Raw genomic sequence first — 18,461 nt, 5'->3', positions numbered from 1 at the left:
GGGGGTTAACAAATTATGCTTTCCAAAAAGACAAAATATGCAATAAAGGCACTTATGGTGCTCGGTCGTAATTACGGAAATGAACCTATGCAGATCGTTAAGATCGCACAGGAAGAAAATATTCCAAAAAAATTCTTGGAACAGATTCTCCTTGAAATGCGCAACGCAGGGATTCTCTATAGTAAAAAAGGTGCCGGTGGTGGCTATAGTCTAAATAAAGCGCCCGAAGATGTATTTTTATCGCAGGTAATGCGCCTGATAGACGGACCGATTGCCTTATTGCCTTGCGTTAGTTTAAATTTCTACCGTTCCTGTGAAGAGTGTACCGAAGAACATGCCTGTGGCATCCGTGATACATTTGTGGAAGTGCGGAATGCGATGCTGCAAATTTTGAATGACACCAGCATTGCACATTTAATTAATAAGGAAAAAGAGTTGAATCTAAATGTAGACGACACCAAATAATAGACTCGATTAAGAATTAGGAGCGGGGCTGTCCATTTTTTGGATAGCCCCGTTTTTTGTGCAATGTTACATGTTATGCAATTTTATAGTTCATTCCCGTAGCCCTATTTTAGATACTCAATACTCAAAAGGATTTGATTTGACTTTTTGGCGGCCTTCTTTCTGCTTTATCCAAAAGAAAAATATAATGAAACTATATTTCTTTTTATGTTAACAAAGCTGTTTTGTCGGGAAATGAAAGCCCCGCTAAGTCATGTTTTACTTCGTTATATTTTTCAATCAATTTTAATTATCTGTTTTTTAAGTGTTTATCGTGTATTTTTTAATTTACCAATTATTTAACATTATTTTACGAATTTTCCGTAGCAACATTAATATCTTTATTGCGACAATATATAAACGGAAATTTTATGAAATTAGCCTATTCCTTAGTTCTGTTGCTTGTGCTTTCGGCCCTAAGTTCTATTTCCTATGCCCAGCATAGGCTTATAGGTACTGTCGTGGACGCCAAAGACCAAGCCAAGCTCCATCAAGCGTCTGTTGCTTTACTTAACCCAAAAGATTCTATTTTAATTAAGTTTGATCGAACAAAAGAAAATGGAACTTTCCAAATTGCCAATCTGGATACAGGCAGGTATAAAATGGTCGTGTCCTATCCGCAATATGCCGACCTGGTGAAGGATATACATATGACGTCGCAGGGGCTTGATCTTGGACCAATAGCGCTGTCAAAGGCGGCATTGCTCTTGGAAGAGGTACAGGTGAACGGAAGAATTCCGGTTGTTATCAAAGGGGATACCATAGAATACGATGCCGGGAGTTTTAAGGTCGAGAAAGATGCCAAAGTTGAAGATTTGCTCAAAGTGCTTCCGGGTATAACCATCGACGGGACGGGAAAGATCACAGCGCAGGGCAAAGAAGTGAAAAAGGTACTGCTTGATGGCGAGGAGTTTTTTGGGGACGATCCAACCCTGATCACCAAGAATATCCGGTCGGATATGGTGAGCAAGGTACAGGTCTACGAGAAGAAGTCAGATCTGGCCGTACGGACGGGCGTGGACGATGGTGAGCGCACACAGACCATTGATATCAAGCTGAAAGAAGATAAAAAGAAAGGAATGTTTGGTCAGGCCATTGCTGGGGCCGGGACGGATAGCTACTACGGCGGAAAAGCCATGCTCAATAAATTTAAAGGTTCCCAAAAAATTGCCGCCTACGGTATTCTGGCCAATGATGGCATGGTGGGATTGGGTTTTGAAGATAGCCAAAAATATGGTGTGGGTGGAAGCAGCAATATCCAGGTGATGGATGGTGGCGGTATTATGATCTCTTCCAGTGGTGACGACACTGATGGCGGATGGGATGGACAATACAGGGGCGGAGGTATACCTAAAGCGCTCAATATGGGGGTGAGTTATTCCGATAAGTCCAAAAATGACAAGCATAAAATGAATGTCAATTACAAACGGAGCCAGATCAATGTGGATAATACCAGTACCTATAATGCACAGAACAACTTGCCTGACCGGGCACAAATAGACAATAATATAACCCGGACGGAAAATGAAAATAAGACGAACGCGGCCAATTTGAGGTACGATTATAAATTGGATTCATTGGCAGATTTGACCGTTAATATGGGCTTTAATAAATCCAGCAGGGATAATAGCTCCGAAGCGGAAGCTTATCAGAAAACCCTGGGTGGGGATCCGATTACAAGCACCAATTCACGGACTGATCGGGAGAGCGATCAGGATAAATTCAATGTGAATGCTATCCTGACACGACGGTTTAAAAAAGAACGTCGCTCCATCACATTCAATGTCAACGCCAATACGGACCGGAACCTTTCGAATACACGATATTTTTCGGAAAACTATTTTGAAAATAGCCAACGTACCGACACCATCGACCAATTTAAAAAAGATGAATTCAGAAATAATACGTATGGCGCTTCGGTAACCTTTACAGAACCTCTTTCCAAAAAAATTACAGGATCAGTCGGTTACGCCTTTTCCAGCAATAAATCAGAGACGCTCAATCAATCCTTCAATAGAGATTCAATTACAGGCGAATACACAGTATTGGATCAGCGTATATTAAATGATTTTAACTTTTCCAGCTTAAAAAATAATATCAACACCTCACTGAATTATAAGACCAATGCCTTGACAATCAATTTAAGCAATCAAACTGAGTTTGAGGCGGTAAAGAGAACTTATAATAATTTAAATACCATATTGAAACGCGATCAGATCTCTTTAAGACCATCACTTTCGGTCAATTACAAGATTTCTAAAAGTAAAAACATCGGCTTCCGTTATAATGGACAGACGGCCCAGCCTGCATTGACACAGATCGAACCGCTCAAACAAAATGCCCAGCCGCTCGTAGAATATTTGGACAATCCGGATCTGAAAGCTGGATTCAATAACACCTATTCTGTCAATTATAACTCTTATAAGCAGATAAAAGATCAAAATATGTATTTCTATGTTGGTGCTTATCAGGGAAAACGCAGTATTAATAGTAATGTGCGCTATAACTTAGAAGAGGGTACCCGACAAATCTCCTACGTCAATATTGATAAGGATAATTGGTCTTTGTATGGAGGTGGAAGCTATAGTTTTCCGATACAAAAGAAATGGGGATTAAAGATGAACCTTGGTATGGACCTTAATTATAATAGTCAGTATAGTTATCTTTCTTTATTGAATCAAGAGCCACAGTTAAATCGTAACAAAACTTTGAACGTAGGTCCAAATATAGGTTTTAACCGTTATAAAGCAAATAAAATGGACTTTTATGTTAACTTGAGTCCGGGTGTAGAAAAAATGGATTCCTATTTACAGCCCGAACTGAATCAAACCACCTTCAAATTTGGATCCTATTCACAAGTTACTTATTACTTGCCCAAAGACTTTAAAATTTCATTATCCATGCAACAGAATTATCAGGCTGCAACAAAGACATTGCAATCCATTAACATGATGAATATGAATGGTTATATCTCTAAAAAGTTCTTAAAAGATAAATCCTTGGAAGCACAACTATTTGTCAACGATATATTAAATAAAAATATTGGAGTGCGTCGCTATCAGGATGGTACTGCATTTATCCAGACAAGCAACGATGTATTACGTCGTTACGGGATGTTAAAAGTGATCTATAATTTTACAACAATGAACCGCCCATGATAAATTTATCAATTTTACTGCCCGAGATTAAGATGAATTTTAATCATGGGAAGCGCCATCTGGCTGATGGAAGAAAAAATTATTTAAAGATGAAAGGAGATGCCAAATGAATAAGCAAATACTACTGATGATCGTATTTTTATGTTTGTCCATCACTGCAATACAGGCACAGCACGCATACTTTCCGAGCAGTGGTACGGTGACTTTTGAACGAAAATTCCATGTGCAGAACTACTTGAAACGAAATTTTCTGAACAAGCCCGATCTGGATACCTGGGATAAATTGAGTGTGGAAAATGCGGTCAAAAATGGACCTGTTGAGGTGATCACACATCATACGTTGAAGTTTTATGATACCGAGACCTTATTTGAAACCGTGCAGGAAGAGTATCCCGCTAATTATCGCAATGTTTCCTGGTATAATCCAGCAGTGACCGATTCAAAAACATATACGGATTTCAAGAAACAAGAGTTCATCAAATTATTGCCTTTTGGCGACGAACAACTGCTGATGAAGGATTCTCTGCCAACAGTTAAATGGAAGTACACTGATGAATATCGCAATATCGCCGGCTATGATTGCCGGCGCGCAAATGGCATTATACAAGATTCAATCTATATTGTCGCATTTTTTGCGGGACAGATCCCGATATCAGGTGGCCCCGAATTAATCCATGGCCTGCCAGGGCTGATCCTTGGCATTTCTGTTCCCGTTTTGAATATCAATATGTTTGCGACGAAGGTCGAGCTCACGAATACGCCTGTGTCCAATGTGCTTACTAAAAAGAAAAAAGTTGTCGCCGAATCTAAGGCGGAGATTATCAAAAAGCTAAAAGATAACGTCTATGATTGGATGGATGAGAAAGATTTTAAAAAGCGGCTGCAAAGCGTCTTATTCTAACGCTTTCCCCGCGTATATGTCGCTAAAATTATCCCATAAGGAAATATCGCTACAGCAAATCCATCGAAACAAAAATGCCTGTCCAAAGACAGGCATTTTTTATGATCGTTTTTGTGTTATTAACGTACTGTACTGCCCACTTTGATCGCAGTATCGGGTTTGACAAAATCCAGTCGGCCATCTGCGTCTTCAGCCATCAGGATCATACCCTGTGAAGTAATGCCTTTGATTTCACGCGGCTCCAGATTGACTAAAATGGAGACCTGGCGCCCAACGATTTCTTCGGGACTGAAGAATTCGGCAATACCAGATACGACGGTACGTTTGTCTATACCTGTATCTATGGTTAATTTCAGCAATTTCTTTGTTTTCGCTACTTTCTCAGCTTCTAAAATTGTTCCTACGCGGATATCCATTTTGACAAAATCGTCAAAACTGATGTTTTCTTTTGCGGGAGCAACTTGTGCATTGTCGGCGCGGTTTTTTAGTTTCGCTTCGGCAAGTTTGTTCAATTGGAATTCCACTTGCTCGTCGGTTATTTTGTCAAATAACAATTGGACTTCACCCAGTTGATGACCATCTTCAATTAAGCTTTCGTTACCTGCATCATTCCAGTTCCCTTGTGGGAAGTTGAGCATTTCAAATAATTTGATCGCTGTTTTTGGTAAAAATGGTTGCGCCAGTACAGCAAGGTTGGCAACAATCTGAGCTGCTACATTTAGGATCGTTTTGACGCGTTCCTCGTCTGTTTTGATTACTTTCCAAGGCTCCTCATCTGCGAGGTACTTGTTTCCGAGACGGGCCACATTCATAAACTCGGACAGCGCTTCACGGAAACGGAATTGTTCCAGCGATGATTTGATAGATGCCGGATAGGATTTTAACTCATCCAATACCGATTGATCCACTGCTGTCAATGGAGATCCGCTCAATACTTTGCCGCCAAAATATTTATGGGATAGTACCATCACGCGATTGACAAAGTTGCCAAAGATGGCTACCAGCTCGTTGTTGATCCTTGCCTGGAAATCCTTCCAGGTAAATTCAGCGTCTGAGGTCTCCGGTAAAATCGAAGTCAGCACATAGCGTAGTTCATCCTGTTTATTTGGAAATTCCTGTAAATATTCATGCAACCAAACTGCATGATTTCTGGATGTTGAAAGCTTATCGCCTTCCAGGTTAAGGAATTCATTTGCAGGGATGTTTTCCGGTAGGATATAGTCTCCATGTGCATGAAGAATCGCTGGGAATATTATGCAATGAAATACAATATTGTCTTTTCCGATAAAATGGATCAATGTGGCATCATCGGCTGGGTTTTCATGGGTTTTCCAATAGTCTTCCCAATTTTTCCCCTGATCGATTGCCCACTGTTTTGTGGCGGAGATATAACCTATCGGTGCATCCAGCCATACATACAGTTTCTTTCCTTGTGCTTCTTCCAAAGGTACGTCCACTCCCCAATCCAGATCCCGCGTCATAGAACGCGGCTGCAGGCCTGATTTGAGCCAGGATTGACATTGGCCAAAAACGTTGGATTTAAGAATATTTTTCTTGCCCTCGATCAACCATTTTTCCAACCAGGGCTGGTATTTATCCAAAGGCAGGTACCAATGTTTTGTTTCTTTTAATACCGGAGTTTTTCCGCTTAATGTGGAAATGGGATTGATCAAGTCTGTTGGACTGAGCGAAGTACCACATTTTTCACATTGATCGCCATAGGCGCCTTCGGATTTACAGTTTGGACAGGTACCCGTAATATAGCGGTCCGCTAAAAACTGATGGTATTCTTCATCATAATACTGCTCCGAAAATTTCTCGACAAATTCACCTTTATTGTAGAGGTTCAGGAAAAAATCCTGCGAAAGTTGATGGTGGATTGGTTCGGAGGTACGGTGGTAGATATCGAAAGAAATACCAAACTCCTCAAAGCTCTCCTTGATTTGTTTGTTGTACTTATCAATGATCTGTTGTGGTGTAATCCCCTCTTTTTTGGCGCGGATAGTAATGGCTGCACCATGTTCATCCGAACCACAGACATAGACGACATCTTTTTGGTTCAAACGCAAATAGCGAACAAAAATATCACCAGGAATATAAGCTCCGGCAAGGTGTCCAATATGTAAAGGACCATTGGCATAAGGTAATGCCGAAGTGATTGTATAACGTTTTTTATCTAGAATACTCAATGCTTGAAAGTATATTAAAGTTTTTACTTGTTTCTTTCACAAAGATAATTCAATTTGCGGTATAATACTAAGATAAATTTGTTCTCTCCGTATCCATTGAAAATTTTTATGGACGGAAGCCATGAGGAGCCGAGACAAAATACTTTTGGTAAAAATAAAGTAGATTGGCTGTTGCTCGCGGCATAGCCATATAGCATCAAATTATTTATAGAAACAAAACAATATGTCTAAAATACCTGATTTTCTTAGAGAAGGCGACAAAGTCGCTATCGTTTGTCCGGCCAGTTTTATCCGGGGCAATATTGATATGGGGATCGAAACATTGAAGAACTGGGGCCTTGAAGTTGTGGTGGGGCAGACAGTAGGCACATCTTATCATCAATTTGCCGGAGATGACCAATTGCGTGCGGCGGATCTCCAATGGGCCTTGGATGATCCATCCATTAAAGCTGTATTTGCAGCCCGTGGCGGCTATGGCTGCGTTCGGATTGTTGATGAAATCGATTTTTCCAGATTCGAGCAGCATCCGAAGTGGTTGGTCGGCTTTAGCGATATTACGGTATTACATAGCCATATCCAACGTAACTATAAGATCGCAACAATACATGGGCAGATGCCCAAATCTTTTGAATCAGGAACGAAAGCTTCCTTGGAGACCTTAAGAAATGCACTGTTTGGTGAATCTACGGACTTTACCTATGAACAATCTGTATTCCCCAATCGTCCCGGTGAGGCTGAGGGCAAACTGATCGGCGGAAATTTAGCGATTTTATTATCCGTCTTGGCTTCGGATTCAGATGTTAAGTATGCAAATAAAATCCTTTTTATCGAAGATGTGGGTGAAGCTTATTACTCGGTAGACCGGATGCTTTGGGCATTAAAACGTGCTGGTAAATTTAAAAAACTGAAAGGCCTTATTGTGGGCGGCTTTTCATCCATGAAAGACAACGATCCGGCCTTTGGGCAGACCGTAGAGGAGATCATCTGGGATAAAGTCAAAGAATATGACTTTCCTGTTGCTTTTGGTTATCCGGCGGGACACATCGATGATAACCATGCGTTGGTATTGGGCCGAAAAGTGAAATTGGTGACGAGCGCCAATAAAACGGGACTTACCTACCTATAGCGATATCGACAATCAAATCGTCTCATCCCGGACAAAACTATTTGATTGTCGATATGTTTAGCTTATCCCGAATGTACAGGAATAACCATCATGGCAGCCTGGCTTTTCCAGGCCATTTTCTGTGCGATACTGGTATTGAAAATCCGGCTGAGTAATCCTTTGTCACGGTGAAATGTTACCATCATATCAATGTGGTTTTCATTGATATATTGATTAATGCCGATGGCAATATCCGAATGTAGGATATAGCTGTATATCGGATGGTAAGGCGCCAACAGTTCATTCATCAGGTTAATCTCCGTGCGGACGGCTTTGCTTGCGGGATCTTCCTTGGTAACGTGAACGACATAGACCTCACTTTTTCGCAGTACTTCCGCGGCATTGATCAGAAGACGGTCCAACTTGAGTTTGACTTCTTTGAGGTTGGTTGCGATCAGCATTTTCTTGGGGATCCTGAATTCGGCCTTGGCTGGCACGACCAACAAAGGCGTATGACAATTTTCAATTAATTTTAGCGTGTTGCTCCCCAGGAGAAGCTTCTTAAATCCGCTTTTTCCTGCGGTTCCCACCACAACAATATCAATATCTTCTTCCGCACAGGTACGGTTGACGCCATAGCTCAGTTCATATTCTTCCAGCACCACTTTCCATGCTATTCCCTGGGGAAAGAGCTGCATGAGGTCTTCCTGCCATACGTTGAGGTCTTTTTGTTTGTCTTCTAATATATCCGAATTACTGATAACAACCGGCTCCGTCCCGACAGTGGGTATGACCTCATAAGTATGGTACAATACAACCCTTTCTATGCCCCAAAGTGGCGCTAATTTGGCAGCATATTGCGCGGCAGCATATGCATTGTCGGAGAAATCTGTTAACAAGAGAAGATTCTTCATAATATTTTTATAATCGGGTCTATGAGATTTAAATTACGTATTTAGTAGCATAAATGCAATATTTTTATCGCCTGCCTCGATTTTACTGAGAATTCTTTTCTTAATTTTTCTTTCTTTCCAATGCCCAGATTAAGTTCTGCGTTGAAATTTCTTAATCTATATCAAGGAAAGGTCAGGCATTTTGGGCTATTTTGAGTATTTTAGAAACAGCTATCAGCAAGTAATATTTTAATACATTATAATTTTCTATTTATGGCAATTTGGAATTCATTGGGAAAATATAGGGATACGGGTTTATTGATCCTTCGTATCGGCTTGGGTGTTATGATGATTATGCATGGTTTGCCCAAGTTACAGGGCGGTCCTGAGCTATGGGCTGGGGTCGGAAAGGCCATGGGGAATATAGGCATTCACTTTATTCCGACATTTTGGGGCTTTATGGCTGCGGCTACGGAGACGATAGGCGGTCTTTTCCTCCTATTGGGCCTTTTCTTTAGGCCTTCGGCTTTATTGCTCGCTTTTACGATGGTCGTTGCCGGTTTGATGCACCTTTCCAAGGGTGATGGCGTCAGCGGTGCGTCGCACGCCATTGAATTGTTCTTCGTTTTTCTGGGGCTCGTCTTTATCGGCCCGGGCAAACATTCTGTAGACAAGAAGTAGGTGCCGGCACATCGAAATTTATAAAACAGAGAAACTTATAAAACAGAGCGGCCTCCGAGATATGAAATTTTATATCGGAGACCGCTCTGCGCTGTTTATGATTTATCCATTGGAATTACCAATAGGTTTGCAGCACCATTCCAGGCGATTTTTTTGGATATACTTGTTTTGAACAAACTCGCCAATAAACCTTGTTTTTTGTGAAAGGACAGGATCAGGTCGATCTGTTTCTCCTTGGCATAGGCCGCTATCCCTGTTGTAATATCGTCGTGACTGATGTAATCATAGATTGGTTTGTACTTGTCCAGCCGTTCATGTAAATGTTTTAATTCCTGTGCCAGATCTGCTGCAGAGCCTTCCTTCTTGGCAACATTCAAAACGTATAATTGTGCTGAAAATGTGTCGAGCACCTGATCTAGATTAAACAAAGCCAATTTTCTGTCTACCTCTTTAAGGTCAGTAGTGGCCAGCACATGCTTGGGGACCGCTGGATTCACCTTATGGGAAACAATCAGCATCGGTTTATTGCAGATATCCATTAAGGTGATGGCATTGCTTCCCACCAGAATCTTCGCAAAACCAGTCTGCCCTGTGATACCTAGCGCCACAAGATCGATATCCTCGGATTCACACAGCTCATTTACACCTATCGGAAGATCCACATCCTCCATTTTGTGCGATAGTGTTACCTGTGGCGGAAAGTGCGGAGCAATCTGTTCCAGCCAGGCATTTAATTCTTTCTCTTTGGCCTCTTTTACTTCATCATTAACCACCACGATGGGCTCATTGTTTACAATTGTTACACTGTTATACGTATGGTAAACAATAACTTGTTCAGTTTTCCAGGCCTCTGCACATAGCGCAACTTGCTTAGCTGCTAAAAGTGCATTTTCTGAAAAGTCGGTTAGGAGCAGGATACGTTTCATTTTGCTATTGTTTTAAAGGTACAATCCATCATTATCCGGGCATTCAATTTACTTTTATTGACAGCACAATGCAATGCGCTTCCTAATTTTAATGCCTTTACATATAGAACAATTAATATGACGATAAGTTACGAAGAAAAGGCGAAATTGATCATAAAGCTTTGCTATTGTGATGAGTATCATAAAAAAAGGCAACCGTTGTTACGATTGCCTTTCTTAACCGGTTGTTAGCCCTTATTATTTTTTGTTTGCAAAATTGATAATGTAATCGGTCATTACTTTTGCACTTTCGTCTTTTACAAAGTCAAGGTCCATTTTTGGCTGTGGTTTTCCATCCTCCCATGCAGGTTTACCTTGTAATTTCAATAAAGCATTGATACGCTCTTTATTTTTCTTGAGGTTGTCGTCTTTTTCTTTTTTGAATTTGTTTAATTCCAGTGAAATTTTGACATCCTCATCTTTTTGAGCTTCTTCAATATCTTCTTTTAGATATTTGTACTCCAGGGAGTTTTTAATACGGCTCTCATGTAGTGTCTCTAGCTTTTTATCCACGCCACTCATATCCGCAACCTTTTTGAAGTTGCTGGATTGGATCTGATCCCATGGAAGGGCAGATTTTTCTGAGCTTTCACCAAATTTCTCTGCAGAGAATTGGGAAGGGAATGTAATGTCAGGAGTCACACCTTTGTGCTGTGTACTGCTGCCATTGACCCGGTAAAATTTACCCAGTGTGATGTTGATCTGTCCATATTGTGGTGCGCCTTCTGGGGTATCAGGATCCTTCTCACCCGAAGCTTTCAGCAACAGACGGCTTGTTGGGCTAATCACGCGAGACATGTCGATGGCCGATTGAACAGTTCCCTTACCATAACTCTGTGAGCCCAGGATCACGCCTCTACCATAGTCCTGAATTGCTCCGGCAAAAATTTCAGAAGCTGAGGCCGAGAAACGGTTGATCATGACGCCTAAAGGTCCGTCCCATGCTACACCAGCAGTTTTGTCTTCTTCGACATCAATATTGTTTTTGGTATCCCTTACTTGTACAACAGGCCCCTTGTCAATAAATAGCCCGGTAAGATCAATCGCTTCGGGAAGTGAACCACCACCGTTGAAACGTAGGTCGATCAGTACTGCATCCACTTTCGCTTGTTTAAGGGTGTCTAAGATCAATCTTACATCCCGTGTTGTACTTTTATAGTTCGGATCACGTCTTCTGTAAGCCTCAAAATCCATGTAAAACTTAGGAATATTGATTACCCCGACTTTATACATTTTTCCGTCAGCTCCTTTGATATTCAGGATCTCTTTCTTTGCAGATTCTTCCTCGACAACGATTTTTTCACGCACCAAGGAAACAATGCGTGGATGTGAGTTCATCGGTTGTCCGGCCGGAATAATTTTAAGTCGGACAATTGTTCCCTTAGGACCTTTTATTTTGGCTACGGCAGCGTCTAATCTCCAGCCGATGATATCTTCAAATTCTCCGTCTTTACCTTGTGCCACAGCAATGATCTTGTCGTTCACCTGAATGGTCTTATCTTTAAAGATAGGTCCTCCCGGAATAATCTCATTGATACTTACAGCCTCGTTGTCAATGGTCAGTCTGGCACCGATACCTTCAAAAGTATTGGCCATACCCTCATTGAAAGCTTGGGCATAAGATGGATTAAAATAAGATGTATGTGGATCTACAGCATCTGTTAGCGCCTGCATTATAATCTGAAAGGCATCATTTGCGTTGTATTTTTTGGTCTGTGAAATTAGATTCACATAACGTTTCTTCAGTGTCTCCACCTGTTTGGTTTTGGCACTGTCCGTCGATTTTCCACTGGCAGTTTCCAGGTTCAACAGATCATATTTCACCCGTTTACGCCATTGATCGTTTGCCTCGGCGTCTGTTTTGAACCATCCTAATTTTTCACGGTTAGGCTGATAAACCTCGTCTTTGGTAAAATCGTGCTTTTTGTCGATTTCGGAAAGGGCATATTGCATTCTTTCCAAATACCTCTTTTTATAGACATTAAAGATTTGGAAGGCGGATGAAAGATCTCCTCCTTTGATATCCTGGGCGAGGTTATTCTTGTAAGCCTGAAATGCATCAATATCCGATTGTAATAGATAATTCTTGCTCTGGTCCAATCCTTTGATTAGATTATCATAGATAATTCCAGATATCGAATCATTCATTTTGACCTTTTTGTAGCTGGCATTTTCTAATAATCCGATCACTTCTTTCGCGATGATCTGATGCTGGGTGCTCGGTTTGAGCCCGCCATCATCTGGAAGTGCTACCCGCGGTTTTGAGCCACAGGACACAATAGATACCACAAAAAGTGCAAATATGAGTTTCCTAAACATATTTTCGACAGTTTTAATAATCATTTTATAAACTAAGATAAATTCGCTACTATATACAATTTTAAATTAAGCTGAATATAGAACAGATTTATCGTTCTCTTTTTTGCCACCAATAAACTTTTATTAAAGGAAATAAAAATATTCAGCTCTTATTGATAAGCGTGCTAAATTTAGTGAAATTCATAGCACATTAGCATAGATTCTAAAAATTTATTTGATTTATCCTCTAATATTTACAAAAAGCTTAAAGTACGATTTGTTTTTTACTTTCGATTTTTCAGTTGAAATGATCTGATGAAAGTCGATTAATTGTATAATTCATTTTTCAGTTGCGTATAAGCCTTGTAGGTCTGGTCAGCCGAAGGATAGTCCTTTAGGGTAAGGTATACTTCCCCCAATTTGTCCAATATGGCCAGTGACAACTGTTTATTATTCTCATTGGAGGCCAGTTCGGCTGCCTGAATAAATTCCTTGACCGCCACTTTGTAATTGCCATCCTTCTGTTTGGAAGCGGCGAGCAGATATTCGATTTCTGCCAGTTCTCCACTCAGATTTTTGGCATTTGCCAGATCCCGGGCCTGGAGCAGAAACCATTGTGCTTCGGTAAATTTGTTTTGCTTAAAATAAATCTCTGCGAGCATCTCCCAGGCGAATATTTTGCCCTCATAGGCCTTCGCTTTATTAAATAAGGGGATGGCGCTTCGGATGATGTTGTTTTCAGCCGCCTTAAAGTTTCCCTGTCCCGCGCGCGCCATGGCAAGCAACAACCAGGCATTGGCCTGCTCCACATAGCTTTTGCTTACCGTGGCATAGGTATGGTACTTTTGGGCATTTTCTTCGGCCTTATCAAAATCCCCATGATACAGCTGAAAGTTGCTTAGGTTCAGGTTGATCGTTGCAATATCATCTTTATTGTCCGTCCGATTCGCCAATGACAGGGCCTCATATAAAAATTTGGAAGCGCTGCTACTATCGTTATTCTTGATTGAAAATAGCCCCGCTTCGTTGGCCAGGGCATAGCCTGCAATCCAGTTCTCGGCTTTTCTTTGATTGTCAATGACCGTATTCCATGCACTGGTATTGGAGGGAACAGGGCTCATCAAATATTGAAAATGGCCCATGTTATTGGTACTTTTCAATTGTAGCAGTAAGCGTTGGAATAGCAATTGTCTCGCGATTTCCTTACTAAATCCTTTTTTATCGGTATAATTATCTTCGATAATTTCGTTTTCAGTCTTTGGAGGAGGTAGGAAATACACCTCCGGTCCTATACCTTTAAATGTGGTATCGTATTTTTTTATCGCCCCAGTATAATCCTTTGGACTTTGCTGTGCTGCTACCTTCCCGCTTATTCCTACGGTTAAGATTAGGGTAGTCAGAAGTAAGGCCCGGTATTTCGTTCTCCTCATAAATGATTACGTGTCAATTAACGTCTCATACAAACTTAACTAAATTGCCTGCCAAAAGCAATTTGTCGATAGCTGCTCTGTCACAAGCATTTTTAACATATCAGAACAAATATGAAGAAAATTTATGTGAAAAAATGTTAAAGTCCCACTCATATCTCATATCTCATATCTCAATACTCAAATCTAAATACTAAATACTAATTTTGTGTATGGCAACACGTATTCCACTTGCAGAACGACTACGTCCACATCAATTGAGTGATTATGTGGGGCAGCAGCATATCGTCGGTCCTGATGCAGTCCTTTATCATGCAATCCAGCAAAAGAATATTCCTTCGATGATCCTATGGGGGCCTCCGGGGGTTGGGAAAACAAGCCTGGCGCTGTTGATTGCGAAAGAGCTCGATAGGCCTTTCTTTTCCCTGAGTGCCATTCAGGCCGGAGTAAAAGATATCCGTGAAGTCATTGATAAAGCTGAGCGCTTGATGAATTTCAATCAGGATCAGCCCATTCTATTTATCGATGAGATCCATCGTTTTTCCAAGTCCCAACAGGATTCGCTGCTGGGAGCGGTCGAGCGCGGTTTGGTTACCCTGATCGGTGCGACAACCGAAAACCCTTCTTTTGAGGTAATATCGGCTTTGCTATCCCGCTGTCAGGTCTATGTGCTGGAGCATCTGTCCGAAGCTGACCTAATCGGACTGGTTCAAAAGGCGCTGCATGAGGATGAATACCTCCAAAAGCATGACATTGCCGTTGAAGAATATGAGGCCCTGTTGCGCTTGTCTGGCGGTGATGCGCGTAAACTATTGAATGTACTTGAACTTGTTGTCAATGCGGCACTTCTTCACAAGGAGCCGATTACCAATGCCTTTGTCCTGCGCCAGGTACAACAGAATATGGCGATCTATGACAAAGCTGGAGAACAGCACTATGATATTATTTCGGCTTTTATTAAATCGATCCGGGGATCGGATCCAAATGCAGCGGTATACTGGCTCGCCCGGATGATTGAAGGAGGAGAAGATCCCTCATTTATCGCCCGTAGATTATTGATTTTAGCCTCAGAGGATATCGGTAATGCCAACCCCAATGCACTCCTGTTGGCCAATAACTGTTTCCAGGCCGTGAATGTCATCGGCTGGCCCGAATCGCGTATTATTCTTTCACAGACCGTCATTTATCTGGCAACTTCGGTCAAGAGCAATGCATCCTATGAAGCCATCAATAAGGCTCAGGCGCTGGTGAAACAGACAGGCGATCTATCCGTTCCTCTGCACATCCGTAATGCCCCCACCAAACTGATGAAAGAGCTCAATTATGGGGCTGAATATAAATATGCACATGCCTATCCCGGCAATTTTGTGTTGCAGGAATTTCTGCCCAAAGAGGTTAGTGGCGTAAAGCTATACGAGCCGGGACAAAATCCACAGGAGGAAAAGATCCGACAGAGCCTGCGGGACAAGTGGAAAGAGAAATACAGATATTAGTATTTAGACATTGGTAGTTAGATTGTAGTAGCCGCCGAAAAACTACAATTCTTTGATATCAAGCGTAATTATATTGCATATAAAAAGCAATTTATCTATGTTTGTTTTACAAATTGCTTCAACATATGAATATAGTGCCTCTAAAGCAAGTAGGGCGTTGGGCAGCGATAGCGCTAATCGGACTTACGGTTCTTTCCTGTAAAAAGGATCACCCCAAGCCCGAACCACCGGAGCCAAAACCAACTGACCGAACCGAAGGTCAGCTTATCAAAGACGATATTTATAAATACTATAAATTGTATTCCTTGTGGGCAGACGGTTCAGTTCCCGATTATCTGAATAATCCGGCGCAATTTACAGATCAATATAACTCTGCCACAGCTGTACTCGAGGCATTAAAAAAAATGAGTCCGGCACATGCCGCATATGCGAAATGGGGCGGGGTATTGGATCGCTTTTCTTATGTGGAGGGCATTAATGGCTATGATGTTTCGGGACAGGCAAGCACCAAGATGGATAATAGCGACGGTTATGGGATTTCTGTCCAATGGTTTTCGATCGACGGTAAGGTTGCCAAACCTTATATTTCCTTTGTTGAAGGCGGCTCCCCGGCTCAAATAGCGGGATTTAAACGGGCCGACATTATTACTTCGGTCAATAATGATAAGGAGAATTATTCGGTCGAAGTCAACTGTCCCACTAGCACCTGCGAGGTGAAGGATGCAGCTGCCTATAGTCGCCTAAGAAACAATATCAATACAGCTTTAGATGCCGCGAACCTGACACTCCAGGTACAACGTGCCAATAACCAGGTTTTCAAAAAAGAAAACTTGGCCTATACATCTTATCCGATCAATCCAATTTATAAGGATACTGTCTATACCTACAGTAGTAATAATGTAGGCTACCTAGCACTTTCCTCCTTTGAAGAAATTGATAATGTCTCGAGTGGGGGGAAGACCAATAAAACAACTACTGACGCCGCATTTAACAAATTTCAGAATATGCAAATCAAAAGCCTGATTGTTGACTTGCGTTATAATGGTGGTGGCTATGTGGATGCCGCGGTATATATTGCCGATAAGATCGGGGGGGCAAAGACCAAAGGTAAACTGATGCTGACCTATGAGATGAATAAATATATGCAGTCGGATGCCGCAAAAGGATTACGGGAGCAGTTAAATATGAACGATACCTATTTCGAGGGACTGAGCACACTCAATCTCAATAAAGTCTATTTCCTGGTGAGTGAAGAGACAGCTTCTGCGGCAGAGATGCTGATCAACGTGCTTACACCGCATCTAAGCGTAGAAATTATTGCGACCGGGACAAAAACCTATGGTAAACCGGTTGGATTTTTCGAGCAAAAAATACAGAATAAAGCCTCCTATTGGCCAGCTTCATTTATCTTAAAAAATTCACGCGGAAATTTAGGTGAGAAATATAACAATAGAACCGAGGCCAATTTACGTGATTACTGGGATGGTTTGGTTCCTGACGAGGTCAATATAGGTGATGATGTATCGTTCGATGTGGGTAATCCCCAGGAGAAAATGTTGGCGACGGCTTTAGCTGATGCGGCACCGACTAGTAAAGCACGGGCGACATTGCGCAGCCTTTCTACACGAAGTATCCGCACCGTCGAACAGGGTAAAATCCATACACGGCCAGAACGTGGCATGATTAAAAGAATAAACAGATAATCTAAGGGCTCGCTATCTGATTGTAGCACTAGCGCGGAGAGAAGTGAAAACGGGAATGTCCAGTCTTTTTTTGGATATTCCCGTTTTTATTTAGTTCTGCTCAGTTCCCTATAACCTGATTTCAACTATTCAGTTCAAGGCTCGCTTTCTTTATGAAGTTTATCCCCATCAGCAGCCTCATACAGCTTAGTATGCTAGCTTTCCGTATTATCAAATATAAAATCATAACAAAGCTGCGCCGCCGCCGCATCAGGTAAACACTGCAAATAACCCACAGCGACTTCGCCAATTATTTTTTCCAGGATTGTATTCATTTCCGTAAATAGATCTTTATTCCATCGGATTGCTGTGCAGCTGGGTAGTACAGCAATAAAGCCCTTGAGTCCTGGCTGCCAGGTAAAGGTATTGGCTGGAGCCTGTTGTAAGCGTACGAAGGCTTTTAGCGGCAATCGTTCATTTTTATAGCAAGCTGTCTTGCCGCTCCAAGGTGTGCCATAGATAAAAATGCCCTCAGCAGTTATCCGGACGGCAGGATTATCATCATTGAGCAATACCGTGTTAGGAATATTTGCGAGCCACAGCCTACTATGGGTACTTTTTCCGGTTCCGCTTTTCCCTAAGAAGGCAATCCCGTTACCCTGGTGATTGACCACGGAAGCATGGATCATAATGGTATCATGCAAGAGACTGGCCTGGCCAAATATCATCATCGACATCCAGGTTATGACTGCGCTCTGTTCATCGGCTGAACTTTCCGGGACATAAATCGTAGAAAGTTCAAAGTTACGGTTACTATATTGGTACCATGTCCCATTTCCGCGCTCATTTACGATGGTGGTAATAAACGTATCCTCCTTCTCATAAAAACGGAAGCGATCGCCCCAAGCGATAGACTCATCTGTCCGTAGCAGTCCCAAATCCGCTGTTACGGGGGCCTTTTCGAGACTAATATTGATCGTAATATCCGCTTTTTCATCCACAAGATCGATCTGAAAATCCCGAAACGAGCTGAGGATGTGATTCAATGCAATAGCTGTTGGGTGATTAAACTCCAAAATTAAGTCTGCGATGCGGTAACGGGTTTGAGACTCAGATAAATTCGTTATATTCATAATTCGGGTCCTATGTGAATAATTCCTTCAAG

At 41.7% G+C, this 18,461-nt stretch carries 13 protein-coding genes; 7 read left to right on the top strand and 6 right to left on the bottom strand.

Annotated elements, in window-relative coordinates:
- Window positions 1–15: 15 nt before the first annotated feature.
- The 3 genes from ACK8HY_RS14375 (at window position 16) to ACK8HY_RS14365 (ending at window position 4,563) form a co-directional block, all read left to right on the top strand.
- Window positions 16–465, top strand: a complete 450-nt coding sequence (locus ACK8HY_RS14375; protein ID WP_077436750.1) for an RrF2 family transcriptional regulator — start codon at window positions 16–18, stop codon at window positions 463–465.
- 410 nt (window positions 466–875) lie between these two features.
- Window positions 876–3,662 carry an outer membrane beta-barrel protein gene (locus ACK8HY_RS14370; protein WP_416134057.1) on the top strand — a complete coding sequence of 929 codons (2,787 nt, stop codon included), beginning with the start codon at window positions 876–878 and terminating at the stop codon, window positions 3,660–3,662.
- A gap of 106 nt (window positions 3,663–3,768) precedes the next feature.
- Window positions 3,769–4,563 (top strand): GLPGLI family protein, encoded by a 795-nt coding sequence (locus ACK8HY_RS14365; RefSeq protein WP_416134056.1) that lies wholly within the window; start codon window positions 3,769–3,771, stop codon window positions 4,561–4,563.
- Between the two features lie 119 nt (window positions 4,564–4,682).
- On the opposite strand, the gene metG is transcribed toward ACK8HY_RS14365, so the two are convergent.
- Window positions 4,683–6,752: a methionine--tRNA ligase gene (gene metG, locus ACK8HY_RS14360; RefSeq protein WP_416134055.1), complete on the bottom strand. Its 2,070-nt coding sequence runs from the start codon at window positions 6,750–6,752 to the stop codon at window positions 4,683–4,685.
- Between the two features lie 223 nt (window positions 6,753–6,975).
- On the opposite strand from metG, the gene ACK8HY_RS14355 reads away from it, so the two are divergent.
- Window positions 6,976–7,878 (top strand): S66 peptidase family protein, encoded by a 903-nt coding sequence (locus ACK8HY_RS14355; RefSeq protein ID WP_416134054.1) that lies wholly within the window; start codon window positions 6,976–6,978, stop codon window positions 7,876–7,878.
- 62 nt (window positions 7,879–7,940) lie between these two features.
- Here the strand turns inward: ACK8HY_RS14355 and ACK8HY_RS14350 are convergent, their stop codons facing one another.
- A complete protein-coding gene (locus tag ACK8HY_RS14350; RefSeq protein WP_416134053.1) occupies window positions 7,941–8,771 on the bottom strand; it encodes a universal stress protein in 831 nt (276 codons plus the stop codon).
- A 252-nt stretch (window positions 8,772–9,023) separates the two neighbouring features.
- Between ACK8HY_RS14350 and ACK8HY_RS14345 the strand changes: the two genes are divergently transcribed.
- The gene (locus ACK8HY_RS14345; protein WP_343562968.1) at window positions 9,024–9,431 is read left to right on the top strand and encodes a DoxX family protein; all 408 of its coding nucleotides are present in this window, start codon (window positions 9,024–9,026) and stop codon (window positions 9,429–9,431) included.
- A 95-nt stretch (window positions 9,432–9,526) separates the two neighbouring features.
- Here the strand turns inward: ACK8HY_RS14345 and ACK8HY_RS14340 are convergent, their stop codons facing one another.
- From ACK8HY_RS14340 to ACK8HY_RS14330, 3 genes are all read right to left on the bottom strand, one after another.
- A complete protein-coding gene (locus ACK8HY_RS14340) occupies window positions 9,527–10,357 on the bottom strand; it encodes a universal stress protein (protein ID WP_416134052.1) in 831 nt (276 codons plus the stop codon).
- A 237-nt stretch (window positions 10,358–10,594) separates the two neighbouring features.
- A complete protein-coding gene (locus ACK8HY_RS14335) occupies window positions 10,595–12,715 on the bottom strand; it encodes a carboxy terminal-processing peptidase (RefSeq protein ID WP_416134051.1) in 2,121 nt (706 codons plus the stop codon).
- Between the two features lie 305 nt (window positions 12,716–13,020).
- Window positions 13,021–14,124, bottom strand: coding sequence for a tetratricopeptide repeat protein (locus ACK8HY_RS14330; protein WP_416134050.1), 1,104 nt, complete (start codon window positions 14,122–14,124; stop codon window positions 13,021–13,023).
- Window positions 14,125–14,333: 209 nt separating this feature from the next.
- Here ACK8HY_RS14330 and ACK8HY_RS14325 point away from each other — a divergent pair, with 209 nt between their 5' ends.
- Both ACK8HY_RS14325 and ACK8HY_RS14320 read left to right on the top strand, forming a co-directional pair.
- Window positions 14,334–15,614, top strand: coding sequence for a replication-associated recombination protein A (locus ACK8HY_RS14325; protein WP_416134049.1), 1,281 nt, complete (start codon window positions 14,334–14,336; stop codon window positions 15,612–15,614).
- Window positions 15,615–15,739: 125 nt separating this feature from the next.
- The gene (locus tag ACK8HY_RS14320; RefSeq protein WP_416134048.1) at window positions 15,740–17,317 is read left to right on the top strand and encodes a S41 family peptidase; all 1,578 of its coding nucleotides are present in this window, start codon (window positions 15,740–15,742) and stop codon (window positions 17,315–17,317) included.
- 194 nt (window positions 17,318–17,511) lie between these two features.
- Here ACK8HY_RS14320 and ACK8HY_RS14315 read toward each other — a convergent pair whose 3' ends face one another.
- The gene (locus tag ACK8HY_RS14315) at window positions 17,512–18,429 is read right to left on the bottom strand and encodes a hypothetical protein (RefSeq protein WP_077439082.1); all 918 of its coding nucleotides are present in this window, start codon (window positions 18,427–18,429) and stop codon (window positions 17,512–17,514) included.
- Window positions 18,430–18,461 lie beyond the last annotated feature (32 nt).

This window comes from Sphingobacterium sp. NGMCC 1.201703, from assembly GCF_047784615.1.
Lineage (GTDB): Bacteria > Bacteroidota > Bacteroidia > Sphingobacteriales > Sphingobacteriaceae > Sphingobacterium.
Note: the sequence above shows the minus strand (reverse complement) of the source record. Positions and strands in the feature narration are given on the sequence as shown.